17 protein-coding genes are annotated in these 16,528 nt (G+C 69.4%); 11 read left to right on the forward strand and 6 right to left on the reverse strand.

What is annotated here, in order from left to right:
• Positions 1-237: 237 nt before the first annotated feature.
• From KME78_RS68285 to KME78_RS52665, 3 genes are read left to right on the forward strand one after another with little or no spacing between them, the layout of a single operon-like run.
• Positions 238-1,209 carry a transposase family protein gene (locus KME78_RS68285; RefSeq protein WP_372455119.1) on the forward strand — a complete coding sequence of 324 codons (972 nt, stop codon included), beginning with the start codon at positions 238-240 and terminating at the stop codon, positions 1,207-1,209.
• Entirely contained in the window at positions 1,106-1,906 is an 801-nt protein-coding gene (locus KME78_RS52660) for a hypothetical protein (protein WP_219537586.1), read from the forward strand. Before KME78_RS68285 ends, KME78_RS52660 begins: the two co-directional genes overlap by 104 nt.
• A gap of 37 nt (positions 1,907-1,943) precedes the next feature.
• The gene (locus KME78_RS52665; protein ID WP_219537587.1) at positions 1,944-3,140 is read left to right on the forward strand and encodes an IS701 family transposase; all 1,197 of its coding nucleotides are present in this window, start codon (positions 1,944-1,946) and stop codon (positions 3,138-3,140) included.
• A gap of 130 nt (positions 3,141-3,270) precedes the next feature.
• Here KME78_RS52665 and KME78_RS67655 read toward each other — a convergent pair whose 3' ends face one another.
• Both KME78_RS67655 and KME78_RS52675 read right to left on the reverse strand, forming a co-directional pair.
• Positions 3,271-5,598 (reverse strand): tyrosine-type recombinase/integrase, encoded by a 2,328-nt coding sequence (locus KME78_RS67655; RefSeq protein ID WP_219537588.1) that lies wholly within the window; start codon positions 5,596-5,598, stop codon positions 3,271-3,273.
• The gene (locus KME78_RS52675) at positions 5,595-6,653 is read right to left on the reverse strand and encodes a tyrosine-type recombinase/integrase (protein WP_219537589.1); all 1,059 of its coding nucleotides are present in this window, start codon (positions 6,651-6,653) and stop codon (positions 5,595-5,597) included. Before KME78_RS52675 ends, KME78_RS67655 begins: the two co-directional genes overlap by 4 nt.
• 171 nt (positions 6,654-6,824) lie before the next feature.
• Here KME78_RS52675 and KME78_RS52680 point away from each other — a divergent pair, with 171 nt between their 5' ends.
• Positions 6,825-7,208, forward strand: coding sequence for a hypothetical protein (locus KME78_RS52680; RefSeq protein WP_219537590.1), 384 nt, complete (start codon positions 6,825-6,827; stop codon positions 7,206-7,208).
• A gap of 157 nt (positions 7,209-7,365) precedes the next feature.
• On the opposite strand, the gene KME78_RS52685 is transcribed toward KME78_RS52680, so the two are convergent.
• From KME78_RS52685 to KME78_RS52695, 3 genes are all read right to left on the reverse strand, one after another.
• The gene (locus KME78_RS52685) at positions 7,366-7,533 is read right to left on the reverse strand and encodes a YciI family protein (RefSeq protein ID WP_219537591.1); all 168 of its coding nucleotides are present in this window, start codon (positions 7,531-7,533) and stop codon (positions 7,366-7,368) included.
• A 173-nt stretch (positions 7,534-7,706) separates the two neighbouring features.
• The gene (locus KME78_RS52690; RefSeq protein ID WP_308127466.1) at positions 7,707-7,946 is read right to left on the reverse strand and encodes a pYEATS domain-containing protein; all 240 of its coding nucleotides are present in this window, start codon (positions 7,944-7,946) and stop codon (positions 7,707-7,709) included.
• Between the two features lie 216 nt (positions 7,947-8,162).
• Positions 8,163-8,423 carry a hypothetical protein gene (locus KME78_RS52695; RefSeq protein ID WP_219537593.1) on the reverse strand — a complete coding sequence of 87 codons (261 nt, stop codon included), beginning with the start codon at positions 8,421-8,423 and terminating at the stop codon, positions 8,163-8,165.
• Positions 8,424-8,613: 190 nt separating this feature from the next.
• On the opposite strand from KME78_RS52695, the gene KME78_RS67660 reads away from it, so the two are divergent.
• From KME78_RS67660 to KME78_RS52720, 5 genes are all read left to right on the forward strand, one after another.
• Positions 8,614-10,878, forward strand: coding sequence for a sensor histidine kinase (locus KME78_RS67660; RefSeq protein ID WP_219537594.1), 2,265 nt, complete (start codon positions 8,614-8,616; stop codon positions 10,876-10,878).
• Complete coding sequence (locus KME78_RS52705; protein WP_219537595.1) at positions 10,875-11,522, forward strand: response regulator; 648 nt, start codon at positions 10,875-10,877, stop codon at positions 11,520-11,522. Before KME78_RS67660 ends, KME78_RS52705 begins: the two co-directional genes overlap by 4 nt.
• A gap of 120 nt (positions 11,523-11,642) precedes the next feature.
• Entirely contained in the window at positions 11,643-12,101 is a 459-nt protein-coding gene (locus KME78_RS52710) for a DUF6294 family protein (protein ID WP_219537596.1), read from the forward strand.
• A 28-nt stretch (positions 12,102-12,129) separates the two neighbouring features.
• Entirely contained in the window at positions 12,130-12,663 is a 534-nt protein-coding gene (locus KME78_RS52715) for a hypothetical protein (RefSeq protein ID WP_219537597.1), read from the forward strand.
• Between the two features lie 37 nt (positions 12,664-12,700).
• The gene (locus tag KME78_RS52720) at positions 12,701-12,928 is read left to right on the forward strand and encodes a hypothetical protein (RefSeq protein WP_219537598.1); all 228 of its coding nucleotides are present in this window, start codon (positions 12,701-12,703) and stop codon (positions 12,926-12,928) included.
• Positions 12,929-13,048: 120 nt separating this feature from the next.
• Here the strand turns inward: KME78_RS52720 and KME78_RS52725 are convergent, their stop codons facing one another.
• Entirely contained in the window at positions 13,049-13,873 is an 825-nt protein-coding gene (locus KME78_RS52725) for a MarR family winged helix-turn-helix transcriptional regulator (RefSeq protein ID WP_219537599.1), read from the reverse strand.
• A 414-nt stretch (positions 13,874-14,287) separates the two neighbouring features.
• Here KME78_RS52725 and KME78_RS52730 point away from each other — a divergent pair, with 414 nt between their 5' ends.
• Both KME78_RS52730 and KME78_RS52735 read left to right on the forward strand, forming a co-directional pair.
• Positions 14,288-15,874, forward strand: a complete 1,587-nt coding sequence (locus tag KME78_RS52730; RefSeq protein WP_308127463.1) for a flavin monoamine oxidase family protein — start codon at positions 14,288-14,290, stop codon at positions 15,872-15,874.
• A 14-nt stretch (positions 15,875-15,888) separates the two neighbouring features.
• Positions 15,889-16,518, forward strand: a complete 630-nt coding sequence (locus KME78_RS52735) for a Rid family hydrolase (RefSeq protein ID WP_219537600.1) — start codon at positions 15,889-15,891, stop codon at positions 16,516-16,518.
• Positions 16,519-16,528 lie beyond the last annotated feature (10 nt).

The following is a 16,528-nucleotide window of genomic DNA, read 5'->3' on the forward strand; positions in this document are numbered from 1 at the left end:
GGCTCTGGCCCACTCTCGATGAACGGTGACTCAGGGTGAGCTCTGGGAAGCCTGGGCCGGTATGGTGCGGCTGATCGCGATTGCGTAACGGGCTGCGCACCGAAGCGGCCGCTCGTCAACGATCTGGTTTGTCGAGAACCTGATCACCAACGAGCGGCCGTGGGGTCAATTGTGCTGCACTCCCCGGCGGGCGACGACGCCTGCTGCCTTCATCTGCTGTGCCCCACCCTCAAGGATGTGCACGTCCAGGATGTCGAGGACCAGGGCGATGTCGTACGGATCGCGGCGTGCGCCTCGACGGTCGAGGCCTCGTGCCCGGAGTGCGGGGTCTCATCAGCCCGGATGCACAGCCGGTACCGGCGGACCTTGCGGGACCTGGCGGCGTGCGGACGGCCGCTGGTGATCGAGCTGGACGTACGCCGATTCCGCTGCGGTGAGGCCGCCTGCGGGCGGAAGATTTTCGCTGATCGATTCCACCTGTGGCAGAACCTTGCCCAGGCGTTGGAGAAGACGGTCCGCGCTCACCGCTCCTGCCTGCAGGAAGCGCCCGACCCGAACACTGCGATGCAGGAAGAGACCGGCGGTGAGGCCGAACCCGCCGAGCGTCCCAGGACCGTGGACTCCTACCGAAACGAACGGCCCATGGTGGCGCGGACCCAGGAACGCTACGCCCAGGTACAGGCGCTGAAGAACAACGGGGCGTCCCTGAATGCCATCAGCCGCGAGCTCGGCCTGGCCTCCCGCACCGCCCGCAAGTACGCCACCGCCACCAGCGTGGACGAACTTCTGGCCCCGATCCTGGCCGCTCCAGCAAGCTGGACGGGTTCAAGCCCTACCTCACCCGCCGGTGGAACCAGGGCTGCACCAACGCCGCCCAGCTCCACACCGAGATCAAGGCCGACGGTTTCACCGGCAGCCGACGCGCCGTCCAGGGCTGGCTCCAGCCGCTACGCGGGCACCAGAAAGTGCGGCAAGAGCCCTGCCCGCCGCCCAAACCCCGCCGCGTCACCGGCTGGACCCAGGCAACAAGCCCCGCCTGGAGCAGGTCCTGGCTCGCTGTCCCGAACTCGCCGACGCCGCCGGCCACGTCCGCGGCTTCGCCGCGATGATGACCGCCCGGAATGGCCACCTGCTCGACGACTGGATCACCGCTGCCGAAGCAGGAGAGCCGACTCATCTGGCTGCCTTCGCCACCGGTCTGCGCCGTGACCACGACGCCGTGCAAGCCGGGCTGACTCTGGAGCACAGCAGCGGAGCTGTCGAGGGCACCGTGAACAAGATCATTATGTGGAATCTGATCTGTCAAGCGGGGCCATCGGCTTGCTGGTGGATATCAGCTGGCCGGTTCCGCGAAGAACCTGGAGAATCGCCTAGCGTGATGGGGATTTCCGGGTTCGAGCCGACCTTTCTCGTCGGGCTTGAAGCCGTCCGCGAGGAACACGGACCGGGCCTGGCCGCGCTTGGTGGCCGGCGTCTGACGGGGTTCGCGATCGTGCGTTTCGTCGAGGACGGGGACTGGTTTGCTGACTGCCCCATCGTCTTGGACTTCGACGGGGTCCGGGTAGAGGTCTGCCACTGGAAGCTCGATGAGCTGTCGATCGGCTGGAACAGCATCGACACGGCGACTGAGATCAGTGACTGGGAGTGGTTCGAGCTAACTCCGGCCTGGTCCAGCGCCGACGAACGGCTTGAACCGTTCGTCGGCCAGGAACTGCGCGAAGTTGCTCTCCTCGAGTGGCGTCCTTCGAGTTATGACCTGGCGGACGGCACCATCGCAGTGGAATTCGTCTTCGACGCAGGCCGTTTCCACATCGCCAACGGTCTTGATGAGAACAGCATTGATCTCGGCGACGCTCATCCAGACTTCGTGCGGCACCCACTGAGCTGTGGCACGCGGCCTGACTAGTACTACAGCCAGGCTTTGTGACCTGTAGGCTGAACGCATGGTTGGTGAGTTAACGTCCGATGATCTCCAGGAGTGGGTCTCGGGGCTGGATGTGCTGTTCGGGCGGGTGGCCGGCCGGTTCGGGCGGGTGGAGCCGCGCCGTCAGGCGCGGGCATACCTACTGGGGTTGCTGGCTCCGATCGAGCGGAAGAACGGCTGGCAGTTGGCCGAGGCGGCCGGGGACGCGGCTCCTGATCGCATGCAGCGCTTGTTGAACAGCGCCCGCTGGAACCCTCGCGAGGTGCGAGTTGACCTGCGCGATTACGTGATGGACAACCTCGGTCACCGCGACGGCGTGCTGATCGTGGATGAGACCGGATTCCTGAAGAAGGGCGACAAGTCGGCCGGGGTGCAGCGTCAGTACTCCGGCACCGCGGGCCGGGTGGAGAACTGCCAGCTGGGCGTCTTCCTCGCCTACGCCTCCCCGTCAGGCCGGGCGCTGATCGACGCCGAACTGTATCTGCCGAAGTCCTGGACCGATGATCGAGCTCGATGCGCCCAGGCAGGCATCGGCGAAGATGTGCAGTTCGCCACCAAGCCCGTACTGGCCCGGACGTTGCTCACCCGTGCTCTGGAGGCGGGCGTACCGGCCTCGTGGGTCACGGCCGATGAGGCATACGGCATGGACTTCAAGTTCCGGCGCTTCCTGGAAGAACACCACCTCAGCTACGTGGTCGCGGTGCCCAAGAACCAATGGATCGGCAAGGCGTGGGGCGGGCAGATCAACGCCGACACCGCGACCGCCCAGGCCCCGCCCGAGGCATGGAAACGCCGCTCCTGCGGCAACGGCGCCAAAGGACCGCGCCTGTACGACTGGGCCCTGGCCACCGTGCACTTCGAGACCGAACCCGGCTACCAGCGCTGGCTGCTGGTCCGCCGCAGCCTGACCCCCAACACCAAGGGCGAACTCGAACTGGCCTACTACCTGTGCCATGCCCCGGTCGACACCAGCTTGGAGGACCTCATCGCCGTCGCCGGCGCCCGCTGGGCCATCGAGGAATGCTTCCAGAGCGCCAAGAACGAGACCGGCCTGGACCAGTACCAGGTCCGACGCTATGACGCCTGGCACCGGCACATCACCCTCGCGATGCTCGCCCACGCCTACCTTGCCGTCACCGCCGCCCATGCCCCAAAAGCCCAAGCGGCCTGGTCCGCCTCACACCAGCAGAAATCCGCCATCTCCTGGCACGTCTGACCGCCACGATCACCCGCCCGCTCAGTCACGCCCTCGACTGGTCCCAACGTCGACGACACCACCAGACGCGCGCACGAGCCAGCCACTACTGGAGGCGTTGGCTCAAACATCACGAAATCAGGCTGTAGTACTAGGTGGGCCTCCGGTTGATCTCGATGACCGGCAGCAGGGTCGCCGCGGCTGGCGTGCTGATCTGCCGGGGGGTAAGTCCGGCGGGAGTGGGGACGTCGGCGAGCTGGCCGAGCAGCCGATCCAAGGCAGCCTGGCCGTCGTCGACCGCGGCGCGCTCGTCGTCGGTGAGCGGGACGTCGGCAAGCATGCGCTGCAGGTTGTCCTTGGCTTCCAGCAGCAGCGCTTTGGAGGAGTCCTTGGGGGTGTAGAAGTCGCACTTGGCGCAGGCCATCCGGTGCGGGCACTGTTCAAAGAAGCTGTAGTTGCAGAATCCGTGCCCCAGGTCGTAGTACTGCCACGGCTCGCCGGCGGCCGCGGCTCCGCTCTCGACCGCGGCCCGGTCGATAAGGACCTCGATGGTGCGGACGTTGCGTTGGAAGTAGCCCGCGTCGTCGTAGGCCTTCGTCAGCGTGGTCGGGGTGATCTTGGCGTAGAACTGGGTGGACTGCGGGGAGCGGTGGCCAAGCCAGGCCTGCAGCTCGAATAGGGTCATGGGTTCTTTGGCGTTGTAGAGCTGTGAGGCGATGGTGGAGCGGGCCCGGTGGCTGGTGATGTTGCCACGGACGTCTGCTGTCGGGACGCCTGCTTTGCGGCAGAGCAGCGGGATGATGGTGCTGTTGATGTAGGTCGATGGGACGCGGCGGGCGCGGAAGGCGAACAGGAAGTCCGCGTGCTCGCCGGTGCGGCGGTCGACCATCGTGGGCTGGGCCGGTCGGATAGCCTGCCAGGCCTCGATGGCCTCGCCCATGAGCGGGTCGATCGGTTTGGTGAACGCGGTCCCGGTCTTATGGGTGGGCACGTCGAGCAGACAGACCGCGTCTTGGGCGAGCACGTCGGTGGCGTCACCACGAATGGTCTGCCCGTCGTGCTGCCAGCGGATGCAGCCTACCCGCAGGCGGGCGATCTCATCGCTGCGCTGGCCGCTGAACAGCCAGGTCAGTGTCACCGCGCGGACCAGCTCGAGAGGGTAGAAGAGGCCGGCCTGGGTGACGGGCAGGTCGTCGGCGGTGAGGTTGAGGCCGGCCCAAAGGAGCTTGGCCCAGATGTCGTCGGCGATCACGCGCGGGTTGGGGCCGAGCAGCGCGGCGATACTGCGTGGGGTGGCCAGGGCTCGTTGCGGGTCGAACCGGCGGGGCAGCCATTCCCACTCCTGGCAGTCCCGGAAGAACGTCCTGACCGCAGCGAGTTGGCTGGCCTTGCTCGAGGCCTCCAGCGGTTTGCCCATCCGTTCCTTGAGGCCGACGGTGCGTTCGGCGAAGTCCCCGACGTTCATCCGATCCAGGGCGGCGGCCAGTGCCGCGCAGGTCTGCCGGGTCCACGCGGCCGGATCGGTGGCCTGGGGCTGCTCCGCAGCAGCCCACCTGCCGATCTTGAGCAGGATCGAGCGGGTTCCGTTCCTGGTGTTGGGGGTCAACGTCGAGGTGGCGTGCCAGCGTTCGACCCACCGCGTCCAGACCTGCGGTGCTCCGCCGGCCTTCGCGGTGGCGCCGCCGGTGGTCAGGACGGGCGACCGGCAGAATCCGAGGTCGGCGACCGCGCGTTGAACGGCGTGCAGGGTGTTGAGACGTGCTCCGTTGCCGAAGAGCCGTTCGGTCCGGACGCGGTCGAACAGATCGGTGGCCAGATCTTCGAGGTGCGGGCTGCGGTTGAGCAGGAACAGCTGGCAGATCACCATCGGTAGGAGCTTGTCGTCGTCCTGGCCGAGCCGGTAGCCCCATCCGGCCAGCACAGCCCTGACCTTCTTGATCTCTTCGTCCACGCGGGTCCGTCCGAAGATCCGCCAGGCCAGCGGGAGACGTTGGAAGCTGCCCAGTCGATGGAACTCGTTGAACCCGCCGAGCAGGTAGGCGTGGTTGGCCACGTAGGAGCGGACCGCATCGTCTGCCCAGGCGGGTGCCGATTGCCGGAATCCGGTCTGGTCGGCGCCGAGTACGTCCACCCATTCGGCGGCCGTCCAGCCCCAAAACGCCCGTCTGGTCTGCGCGCAGCGCAACAGGAGTAGCGCTGTCGCATCGGCCATGGCTCGGCGGCGGTGGCTGGTCGGCGGAGAGTCCAGGCTCCCGTCAGCCAGCTCCAAGGGGCGCAGCAGCGGTCTGATCGCCGCCCAGCCCGGGGCCTGAGGATCGTGTCGCTTCAACCGCCGCAGGTTCTCCAGGCCGAGTTCGCTGATCGCGGTGATCTCGGCCTCGCGGAGGACAACGTCGGCGTCGTGGAGATCCGCGGAGATCGGCCAGGACCAGCGTCCTTCAGCGAGTTCGCTGGCGGCCGTGGTCAGTGCCGCCGTCACCGCGCCGCCTGCGCGGTGGTGCCGGTGAGCATCTGGACCCTCCAGGCGTGGATGTGGTCCATCCCGCTGGCCAGCTTCTGCGCCAGGTCACGACCCGACAGATGGATGAAAGCCAAGGTCGACTCGGTCGACCTGTGGCCGGCGAACGTCGCGATCGCGTGCAGCTCCCAGCCCATGCGCGCCAGGTCCGTCAAGCACAGGTGCCGTGTTGTATGCGTGGAGAACTGCGGCACTCCGGCCTCCAGAGCGAGCCCGCGAACGACCTTCGACCAGGTCCACAAGCTCAGCGGCTGGGCGTGGTTGCGACGCGACTCCGACAAGAACAACGGACCGCGTGCCCGGCTGATCGTGGCCCGGTGCGCCAGGTAGGACATCATGAGCGCCCCGGTCGCCGTCGAGTACGGCACCACCCGTTCCAGCTGGTTCTTCGTCGTCTCTGCCCGGACCCGCAACGTCCGATGCGCCGGATCCAGATCATCGGTCCGCAGCGAGCACAGCTCCTCCCGACGCAGTGCCGCGTCATAGGCCAGCGCCAGCATCAGCCGGTTCCGGATGCCCTCGCCACGAGCCGCCTGCAGAACCCGCATCCACTGCTGCTCGTCCGGGATCCACGGCAACTTCGACAATCGCGGTACCAACCCGCGCTGCTGACCGCCGAAGCGTCGGCCGGGTGTGTACTTCCCGCGCCCGACCGGGTTGCTCTCCCGCAGGCCTTCCTCGATCAGGAAGTCGTAGAACAGCCTGACCGGCACCAGCCGCTGCTGGATCGTCGCGTTCGACAACCCGGTCCCCGAGTCCAGGGACACCACGTTCGCGCCGTGCCGGTTCGGCCGGGTCGCCAGCTCCCGCACGAACACCGCGACGTTTGCCTTGTTCGCGGTGACCGGGTCGACGCCGTCCCGCTCGCACACCTCCAGGTACTCCGTGATCCCACGCGCGTAGGCATCGATCGTCCGCGGCGCCCGACCCAGATCAACCCAGATGCCCAGCCACTCGGCCGCCTTGTCGTACCTCCCCAGGACGGGCCACTTCTCCTCCAACACCAACGTGCCCAACACTGCCCCTCAAGTACGTGACGAGAACCGAAGAGGACATGATCACCCCAACGGTCTGATTCCACGTAACTTGTATGTTCACGGTGCCTTCGACGGCGCCGCTGCGCCTCCCACAACTGGACCAGCTCGGGATCGCAACCCAGTGGCGGCCGCCACGCGATCATCGCAGGGGTGATCGGCAGTCTGACCCGGCCCTCAGGGCTTGTGCTGGGCCGCTATCCCCCCAACGGAGGACAGCTGCGGGTCGCCGGCCGGACTACCCGGCTGGGCCACGACCTGGCCGCCGAGGCGGCCGCGTATCTTCGCCCGGCCGCCGCGGCTGAGCATCCGTGGCCCGAGCAGCTGCCCGCCGGGTGGGCGAGCGGCCCGCATGGCAAAGGCAACCCCGTGACCTACAGGCGGGTCGTGCCGGAGCTGGTGGTCGAGGTGCTGGTCGGCGTCGCTCGCGAGCGCGGCCGGTGGCGGCACCCGATGCGCTGCCTGCGTCGGCGGCTGGAGCTGTCCCCGGACGCTGTACAGCGCGGTACCAGGCTGGACGCCGGACCGGCGGCCTGACGGCTACGCCGACGCAGGATGGGCTCCGGTCACATTCCCGCTCATCCTGCATCACGGGGTCCGGGCGCGCAGTGTCGCCGGCGTGATCACCGAAATCGGCCCCGCCATCGACCGCCCGTTCGCGATCGGGGACGCCGTCATGGCCATCGTGGTGCCCTCAGGTGCGCACGGCGGCTACCGGGCAGACCTCGGCCGCGACGAACGCGCCGACCTTGACCAGCTCCTCGATGTAGCAGTACATCGTGGCCGCCAACTCCTCGAACCCGGCCGTCAGGGCCGCGTTCGAGTCATCGGTGCCCCGCTTGATCAGCAGGTACTTCGGCATTCAGCAGTTGATCAGCCGAAGCTCATGCACATCCCTGCAGAACGCGTCAGTCTCAAGGCGACTCTGTGGAACGTGATGCTGGTCGAGCGAGTATCGGGCGTGCGAGCAGCCGGGGGACGAGATGCCGATCCAGCAGCCGTCACCCAGGGCTTCACCCTGGACGTCCTCGTAGATCATGCCTGGAGCAGCGCACCCATGTCGAAATCGCAGTAATGGTCCAGCAGGATGCGGCGGCCGCTCTCGAACTCGACCTCGCACAGCACGAGGAACGCCCCGTAGGCTTCGGTGACGATGCCGACTCGCCCGTCCGCTCCACGCCGGCCTGCGAAGACCTTGTTTCCCCAGCGCTTGCCGAAGAAGAACGACGCGGACCGCACCTTCTCGGTGGCGCTTTTGTCAGGGGTTACCCGGATCGCGACGGAGTAGAAAGTGCCCGTGCTGGCTCACCTTGCGCGCCGATCGGCAGTCTCGCAGAATTAGCGGGTCCACCGAAGGCATCAGTTCGGTGAGGTGAGTGACCGCAACCGGGGCCACGCCGAGCGTGGTGCCGAGGCCGTGGCGCACCTCCGCACTAATCGGCTGATCCGTCAGCTCCTGGTTCGGCGAGATTTGACGCGGTCGGTCATCGGTCACGCCCGCATCAGGCGGCGGGGCATAGGCGCCAAGCCCTCGGTGTCCGTGCGGGCCAGCTCCGCACCGGCCGCCTTGACCGTGTTGAACCGGATACCGAGCACCGCGATCAGGGCTGCGGCCGCCCCAATGGCCGCGAGGATGGCAGCGAATGTGGCCAGGTCGTTGTCGACGGTGACGATGGCCCCTGCCGTACCGGCGATGATCCTCTCGGTCCTGCTGAGACGGTCGCCTTTGAGCCGAACGGACTGGTCGGACATGGCGTCGCCCTTCCCAACGGACCTCGGCGGGCAGCTGTCGGCCGCTCCGGCTCCTCATGATGGCAGTCCCAGGCCGAGGTGTTCGTCAGACCGGCCCCACGCAGTGCACGGGATTTGCGTCTGCAAGGTCAGGTCTTGGGCGACGTCAACGCTGCTGGTTTCGCGGCCGGTTGTCGGTGAGGATGGGGGTGTGTCCGCGCGGCTGTCCTGGCTGGCTTCGGTGCGACGGTCGCGCAGGGTTCCGGCCGGGGTCGCGATCGTCCTGGTGGTGCTGGGCGTCGTCGCGACCGCCGTCTCGCTGGACGCGCCGTCCGACGGCAGCATCGTGCGGCTGGGCTGGTCGACGTGGCGTCTCGAGGGCGTCGTGGTGGACGTGCCGGCCGCGCCCTCGGGGCCTGGGCTGCGGAGCGGGGACCTGGTGATCGCCGTCGCGGGCAGGCGCCTGGCCGACGGGCTCGGCGCCGTCTCTCGTCCCGGCCTGGGCGCGAGCGTCTCCTACGGCGTGGCCGGCGAGGACGCGGTCGTGGCGGTGCGCGTCGATCGGCCCGATCCGTACCCGCTGCTCGTGCAGGGCTGGGGCAATCTCGTGTTCGTCCTCGCGCTGGCGGGGCTGGCGGCCGCGCTGTACCTGCGGCGGCCCGAGGCGCCCGCGACGGCCCCGCTGCTCGTGCTCGCGGCCGGGCTGCTGGGCAGCACGCTCACCGTCGCCGTCGGGCTGCCCGTACTCGCGCTGGCCACCGGCGGCCCTCAGCTCTGGCTGTTCCACATCAACGCGATCGTGTCGTACTCCATCGGCTGGGGAGCGTTCCTGGCCTTCGTGCTCGCGTTCACGGCTCGCCAGCCTCTGTCGCCCCGTACCCGCAAGACGATCGCCATCGCCTACGCCGCGCCCCTGGCCGCGATGGCGGCGTGGAGCGGGGTCGCGGCGCTGATGGCGCCTGACGCGCTGCGGTGGCTCGGCCTGCTGCACAGCGGTCAGACGGCGGTGGTGGCGCTGGTACTGGTGGCCGGGACGGTCTGGGGCGCGATCAGCTATCGCGCCAACCCGGATCCGCTGATGCGCGGGCGGACGCGCTGGCTGCTGGGCGGCGGCGCGGCCGCGGCCGTCCTCGGCATCGCGGGTTGGCACCTCCCGGAACTGATCACCGGAACGCAGCCGCTGCCGTGGGGCGCGCTCGGCCTGACGGGACTGCCGTTCGTGGCCGGGATCGGGGTCGCGCTGCGCCGCCACCGCCTGTTCAACGTCGAGAGACTGGCCAACCGCTCGCTGGTGTACGCCACTGTGGTCGCGCTCCTGGTCGCCGGGTACGCGGCCGTGGTCGCGCTCCTGGTCAGCGTGCTGCGGCTGTCGGGCACCGTGGCCGCCGCGCTCGCCGCGGCCAGTGCGGCGCTCGCGCTGGCGCCGCTGCGCAACGCGGCGCAGAGCACCGTCAACCGCGTGATGTACGGCGACCGCCACGACCCGGAGGGAGCGCTGATGCGCCTCGGGGCACGGCTGCAGGCGGTGCTGCTGCCCGCCGAGATGCTACCGGCGATCGTGGAGACCGTGGCCCGGTCGTTACGCGTGCCGTACGTGGCGATCGACCTGGTGGACGGCGCGGGCGAGCGCCACTCGGCGGCCCGGCACGGCATCGCGGCGGGCGAGGTGCACGCCGAGCCGCTGCGCTACCACGGGTCGCTCGTCGGGCTCCTGCTGGTCTCGGCGCGCGACTCGGACGACCCGCTCGATCCCATCGACCTCAGCCTGATCGCCTCGCTGGCGCAGCAGGTGGGAAGCGCGGTGCAGGCGGTACGACTGCACGACGACCTGGCCCGCTCCCGCGCCGAAGTGGTGGCCTCGCGGGAGGACGAACGCCGCCGGCTCCGCCGTGACCTGCACGACGGGCTGGGACCGACGCTGGCCGCGATCGGGCTCAAGGCCGCGCTGGCGGCCCGCGCCGTACCGGGTGACTCGGCGGCGCGTTCCCTGCTCGGCGAGATCTCCGCGGAGGCGAGCGCGTCGCTGACCGACATCCGGCGCCTGGTCGAGGCACTGCGCCCACCCGCGCTCGACGAGCTGGGCATCGTCGCGGCGGTACGCTCCCGAGCGGCGACCCTGGCGGGAGCGATGCCGATCGAGGTCATCGGCGAGGAAGACTTGCCGCCGCTGCCCGCCGCGGTCGAGACGGCGGCCTACCGGATCGCCGTCGAGGCGATCACCAACGCGGTCCGGCACAGCGGCGCGACCGGCTGCACCGCCGAGATCGCGCTGGCGGCCGGCGGCGTCGAGGTGACGGTACGCGACGACGGCCGCGGGCTCGATCCTGAGCGGGCGCCCGGGGTGGGGCTGCGTTCCATGCGGGAGCGGGCCGCCGAGGTCGGCGGGCAATGGTCGATATGCTCCATGCCCGAAGGCGGCACCTGTGTGCGCGCCTTCCTGCCGGCGGAGCTGGGCGAGTCTGGGAGGGCACGATGATCCGGCTGATCCTTGCCGACGACCACCCCGTGTTCGCGTCGGGCCTGCGGGCCCTGCTCGACGCCGAGGAGGACATGACGGTGCTCGCCGTCGCCGTGACCGGCGAGCAAGCGCTGCGCTCGGCGATCGAGCGCCGGCCCGACGTCGCGGTACTCGACGTCAACATGCCCGGCGGCGACGGGCTCACGGTCACCTCCCGGATGCGAGCCGCCGGTCTGCCCACACGTGCGCTGATCCTGACGATGTACGACGACGACGAGAACGTCCTGGCCGCCCTGCGGGCCGGCGCCCACGGCTACGCGCTCAAAGGCGCCGGCCCCGAGGAGATCACGGCCACGGTCCGCGCGGTCGCCCGCGGCGAGGCGGTCTTCGGCGCCGGCGTGGCGACGCGGCTGCTCGCGCACTTCTCCAAGGCCGTCGCGGCTTCCCCGTTCCCGCAACTCACCGAGCGCGAACATGAGGTGCTCGGGCTGGTCGCGCGGGGCCTGGACAACACAGCGATCGCGCGGCGCCTCGACGTGAGCGGCAAGACCGTGCGCAACCACGTCTCGAACATACTGACCAAGCTGCAGCTGGCCGACCGGCCTGCGGCGATCGTACGGGCCCGCGAGGCCGGGCTCGGCGGTCCGCCCGAATCCTCCTAGCGCGCCCGGGCCAACCTCCCGGATCGACTGGGACACGCGACCCATGACGATGGGACACGGTACCGCCCACCCTGAGGGTGACCGATCGACGAGTCACCACCTTCAGGAAAGGACAATCCCATGCGCGGGACCCGAAGGATGCTGGGCGCCATATCGACCACTGCGGCCCTGATCGCGGGGCTGACCTTCGCCACCACCGGAACCGCCCACGCACAGGGCGCCGCCGACCTGCCCACCAAGACCTTCACCTTCTCAACGGGGCGGGCGGGCGACTGCACGATGTTCTCGGGCGCCAAATGGATCTTGCGCGCCGACGGCAAGGCCAAGTTCGCCGGCAGGGTCACCAGCAGTGACGACAACGACGCCTGGCTGATGTGGGCCAAGCTCAAGGACGGGGACGGCGCCGTGCTCGGCTGGCTGAAGAACTCCCACGCCAACCCCACGAACAGGACCAAGTTCGTGATGAACATGCCCAGCCACAACGACTCGTACCGGTGGACGATCGACTACCCCGACGCGGAGTTCGACCCCCGCCTGTTCCCGGCCATCGAGTACATGGCACTGAGCAGCCACTGCTGAGCCCGGACCGCCGGCCCTGACGACGGACATGAGAGCGCGGGCGCTCGGCGGGCTGGGGCTGCTGGCCTCGGCGATGCTCTGCCTCGCCGGGACCCTGACCGCATCCGCCGAGGTGATGTGGGGGGCCGGCGCATGGGCCGGGGTGGCGGCGACCGCTACGGTGTACCGCGACGTCGCGCGGCACGCAGGACGGGGGCGGGCCGCCGTCACACTGGCCCTGCTCGGGGTGGTCGCCTCAGCCTGGATGGTCGAGGCGACCCTGCGGGTCACCGGCGGGCGATGGGTCGCGGCGCAGTCCGTCCCGCGGCTCGCCTTGGCCTACGCCGCCGCCGTCGGCATCGCGCTGCTGGCCTACGGGCTCGCCCGCGCCGGACTGGTCCGGCCGGCGGCTGGAGCGGTCATCGCGTCCGCCGCTCTGCTCGGCCCGCTCACCGGCGATCCGGGAGCCCCCTACCTCCTGGGTGCTGGGCCCCTCGGCGCCGCTCTGCTCGCCGGCGCGATCCGAACACGCATCCCGGCACGGAGGCCGCAGGACGGCCCGGCCGGGGACTCGCCCCCATGAACGACCTGCTCCATACGGTACGAAAGGAAAGATCGTCATGACCAACCCGAACTTCTCCTCGTGGCAGAGCCAGCAGAACGCCAACCAGAACGCGGCCAGGGCGGCCGAGTGGGCGCGCCAATCCACTCAGGACTCGGCGCGGCTGGCGCGCCGCTCCGGCCGGTCGAGCTTCGTCGGCAACGTGATCGCACTGCTGATCGTCATCGCCGTCCTCGTCGTCGCCGCGCCGTTCGTGCTGGAGATCATCGCCCGCGTCGGCTTCTGAGGCCTCTGAGGTGACAAGGGAAGTGAAGCTGCATCGACTCCACCATCATGAGGCAGAGGCACGGCCGCGTCGCCTGAAGGTCATGCCGTGGTGGATGGTCCTCATCGGCGCAGGGCCCGCTCAGTCGTCGACGGCCCGTACCCCGGCGGCGATCGGCTCCAGCCCCGCGACCAGCTCGTCGAGCTCGTCCGCGCTGAGCACGTCGTACGTCGGGGCCGCCAGCTCGTCGGTGAGCGCCTCGATCCGCTGCCTGGTCTCCCGGCCGGCGGGGGTGAACCCACCGGCGGCGTCCACGAGACCGCGGTCGCGCAGCCCGTCGACGACCGCGGCTAGCTGCGCCTTGGGCAGGTGGTGGATCCGGCCGAACTCCTCCGCCCTCATCCCAAGGGAAACAGCCATGAGAACGTGGGACTCGGTGCCGCCGATGCCATGAGCGAGAAGGGCGGCGTTGTGGCCGTCCCCGCGGTGCTCGCGCAGCAGCGTCGCCGCGTGCCAGAGCCTGGCCACCGGCTCCTCGGGCACGTCGAGCGCCCGCAGCCCGGCGTACAGCACTCGGCCCTCGGCCGGCGCGCTGAGCGCTGCTCGGGTGGCGAGGTCGGCGGCCCGTACCAGAGCGGGGGAGTCGGCGAGTTCCCCGATCATCTGCCGCAGGGCAGCGGCGCTGCCCCGTTCGCGCACGGCGATCGCCTCCTGCGGGCTGATCTTCCCCCACACCCAGGGGATGTGGCGCGCCACTTCGCCGTCGGCGAAGTTGTAGAAGACCGCGTGCACCACCTCGGCCGGTGCCAGGCCCAGCGGCGCGGCCCGGCCCGCGAAGTATCCGTCCCAGTAGTTGCGCATGCCGAGGGCCAGGAACGCCTCGTTGGGCACCTCGGAGAAGGTGACGGTGGCGATCGGCTCGACGAGTTCGAACATGCGGTGGATCTTGGCCTGTGGGTGCGGCATCGGTGGTCATCTCCTGTGGTCGTGGCAGCGCCCCTGGCGGGCAGCCTCTCATCCTGGCTACGAACAACGTGGCCCGGATACGACAACTCCGGTCGATAACTCTCGGTCGTGTGCCGTGCGCCGGTGCTGGCTCGACAAGAACTGCCGCTCGACGTCGTTCATCTCTCCAGGCGGTGCCAACCGCCCCAGCCCTGTCCAGGCAGGAGCCCACTGGTCAGTCGATCGAGCCTGACTCCTCATGGCCCAACCACGACGAGCGCACCCCGGGAATCCAGCGGGGCACAGAAGACGCTTTAAGCTAACTTTTCACCACAAACACGATGATCCGCTTGAAACTCACAAACAACACAAGAGCGGGTGATCAGCAACAAAGCCTCCCAACACTTACCTCCAGCGAAACCTTGGAGGTAAGTGTTGGGGTACAGCAGACGCGATTTCCTGTCCGCCGTCGGTGTTTCCGGCGGGGCGGGCGCGCTCTTCGCGACTATGGGCGCGCTCGGGCTTGCGCCCTCCGCCGAGGCGGCCACGAAGGGAACCTTCGGCCCGCCGCAGCCGTCCGACTTCTCGCTCACCGGGCGGTCCGCGAAGAAGGTGGTGATCCTCGGCGCGGGGATAGCCGGCCTCACCACGGCGTACGAGCTGGGCAAGGCGGGCTACGACTGCACGATCCTGGAGGCGCTGGACCGGGTCGGCGGCCGGAACTGGACCGTCCGTGGCGGCGACCGTGTGACCGAGCTCGACGGCTCCACGCAGGTCGCGCAGTTCAGTGACGGCCTCTACCTCAATGCGGGCCCGGCCCGGCTGGCGCAGTGGATGGTCACCATGGACTACTGTCGCGAGCTCGGCGTGGACCTGGAGGTCTTCACCAACTCCAACGCCCAGGCGTACATCTACCACCAGAGCATGTCGGCCCCCGTCCGCTGGCGTACCGCCAAGGCCGACGTGTACGGGTACGTCTCGGAGCTGCTGTCGCGGGCGACCGACGCGGGGGCGCTGGACGCCGCCCTCACCGCGCAGGACAAAGAGCGGCTGATCGCCTTTCTGTCGAGCTTCGGGGCGGTGGGCGACAAGGCGAGCGGATTCAGGTACTCCGCAACCTCCCGGCGCGGCCACAGCGTGAACCCGGGGGCGGGCGAGCAGGAGGGTACGGTTCTCGGGCCGGTGCCGTCGCTGTCGGAGGTGCTGGCGAGCGGCGTCGGGCAGCGGTTCGCGTTCGAGTTCGGCTACGAACAGGCGATGCTGATGTTCCAGCCGGTGGGCGGCATGGACGCGATCCCACGGGCCTTCGCCAACAAGATCGGGCGGCAGCGGATCCGGCTGCGGGCCAAGGTCTCCAAGATCACCAATCTGCAGGACGGCGTGGAGGTGGAGTACCAGGACCGCCACGGCCGTACCCAGAAGATCAAGGCGGACCTGTGCGTCGCGGCGATGCCCCCGCACATCCTCGCCAAGACCGCGCACAACCTCGGTACGGAGGTCCAGGCCGCCCTCGCCACCCCAACCGTCGCGAACGCCGGCAAGATCGGTCTGGAGTACCGCCGCCGCTGGTGGGAGACCGACGAGGACATCTACGGCGGCGTCACCGCCACAGACCTCGATCTGGGCACGATCTGGTACCCCTCCTACGGGTACGGGACGGCGCGCGGCATGGTCGTCGGCTACTACAACTTCGGCGCCCAGGCCGACGCGTACGCCGCGCTGAAGCCCGCCGAGCGCGAGCGCCGCGCGATCGAGCAGGGCATGAAGATTCATGGCGCGAAATACCGCGACGAACTGGCGTCGTCGGTGTCCATCGCCTGGAAACTTCAGCCGCACATCGAGGGCGCGTGGGTGGGTTGGCCGTCCCGGCAGGGCGCGTACCAGCTCCTCGGCAAACCCGCCGGGCACGTGTACTTCGCGGGGGACTGGCTGAGCTACATGATCGCCTGGCAGGCGGGAGCCCTGGAGTCCGCCCGCAAGGTCGTCACCGAGCTGCACCAGCGCGTCCTGAGCGCCTCCTGAGAGGACACCACCGCATGAAGATCCGCACTATCGCTCTCTCCGCGGCCGTCGTCCTCGTCTTCGGCACGAGCACGGCTGCCGCCACCCCCACCTGGTCGCCCCGGCCGCAGGAGGTCAAGCCGTTCCTCCCCGCGGGCAACACCAACCCCGCGATCGCCGACGGAGTGGCGCTCGGAAAGCAGGTGGCCTCGTACACCGCCAGCGGCCTCGGGCCGGCCGCGGCCAACCCCGCGGCCCCCGCCGACGCTCCCGAACGCTACGTCGACCTCGCCGGCGGAACCCTGCCCCCGGGCGTCACCGTCACCGAGGCCCAGGCACTCAACGTGCTCAAGCGCATCAAGGCCAACCTCGCCGCGGCCGGGCTGGGCCTCGCCGACGTCGTCTCCATGCGCGCCTACCTGGAGAAGCCTCCGGGAGCCGAGGCGGCAGACTTCACCGGCTGGAACCGCGCCTACCGTCAGTTCTTCGCCAACACGGACCTGACCACCGGCCAGGCCGTACCCGTCCCGCTCGGCACAGCATCGCCCGCCCTGCCCATGGAGGTCAACCCCGCCCGCCCGGCCCGCGTGACGATCGAGATCGCCAACCTCCCGGTCGCGGGCTGGCTCGTCGAGGTGGAGGTCGTCGCCGCGTACAAGCACTGACCGACCCGGC

The organism is Nonomuraea guangzhouensis (assembly GCF_019396345.1).
GTDB lineage: Bacteria > Actinomycetota > Actinomycetes > Streptosporangiales > Streptosporangiaceae > Nonomuraea > Nonomuraea guangzhouensis.

What these genes read in the sequence shown, in the direction of transcription:
- KME78_RS52660 (WP_219537586.1), top strand. Translation starts at nt 1,106, where the DNA reads ATGATGACCGCCCGGAATGGCCACCTGCTCGACGACTGGATCACCGCT.
- KME78_RS52665 (WP_219537587.1), top strand. Translation starts at nt 1,944, where the DNA reads ATGGTTGGTGAGTTAACGTCCGATGATCTCCAGGAGTGGGTCTCGGGG.
- KME78_RS52685 (WP_219537591.1), bottom strand. Translation starts at nt 7,533, where the DNA reads ATGCCGAAGTACCTGCTGATCAAGCGGGGCACCGATGACTCGAACGCG.
- KME78_RS52695 (WP_219537593.1), bottom strand. Translation starts at nt 8,423, where the DNA reads ATGTCCGACCAGTCCGTTCGGCTCAAAGGCGACCGTCTCAGCAGGACC.
- KME78_RS52705 (WP_219537595.1), top strand. Translation starts at nt 10,875, where the DNA reads ATGATCCGGCTGATCCTTGCCGACGACCACCCCGTGTTCGCGTCGGGC.
- KME78_RS52710 (WP_219537596.1), top strand. Translation starts at nt 11,643, where the DNA reads ATGCGCGGGACCCGAAGGATGCTGGGCGCCATATCGACCACTGCGGCC.
- KME78_RS52715 (WP_219537597.1), top strand. Translation starts at nt 12,130, where the DNA reads ATGAGAGCGCGGGCGCTCGGCGGGCTGGGGCTGCTGGCCTCGGCGATG.
- KME78_RS52720 (WP_219537598.1), top strand. Translation starts at nt 12,701, where the DNA reads ATGACCAACCCGAACTTCTCCTCGTGGCAGAGCCAGCAGAACGCCAAC.
- KME78_RS52725 (WP_219537599.1), bottom strand. Translation starts at nt 13,873, where the DNA reads ATGCCGCACCCACAGGCCAAGATCCACCGCATGTTCGAACTCGTCGAG.
- KME78_RS52735 (WP_219537600.1), top strand. Translation starts at nt 15,889, where the DNA reads ATGAAGATCCGCACTATCGCTCTCTCCGCGGCCGTCGTCCTCGTCTTC.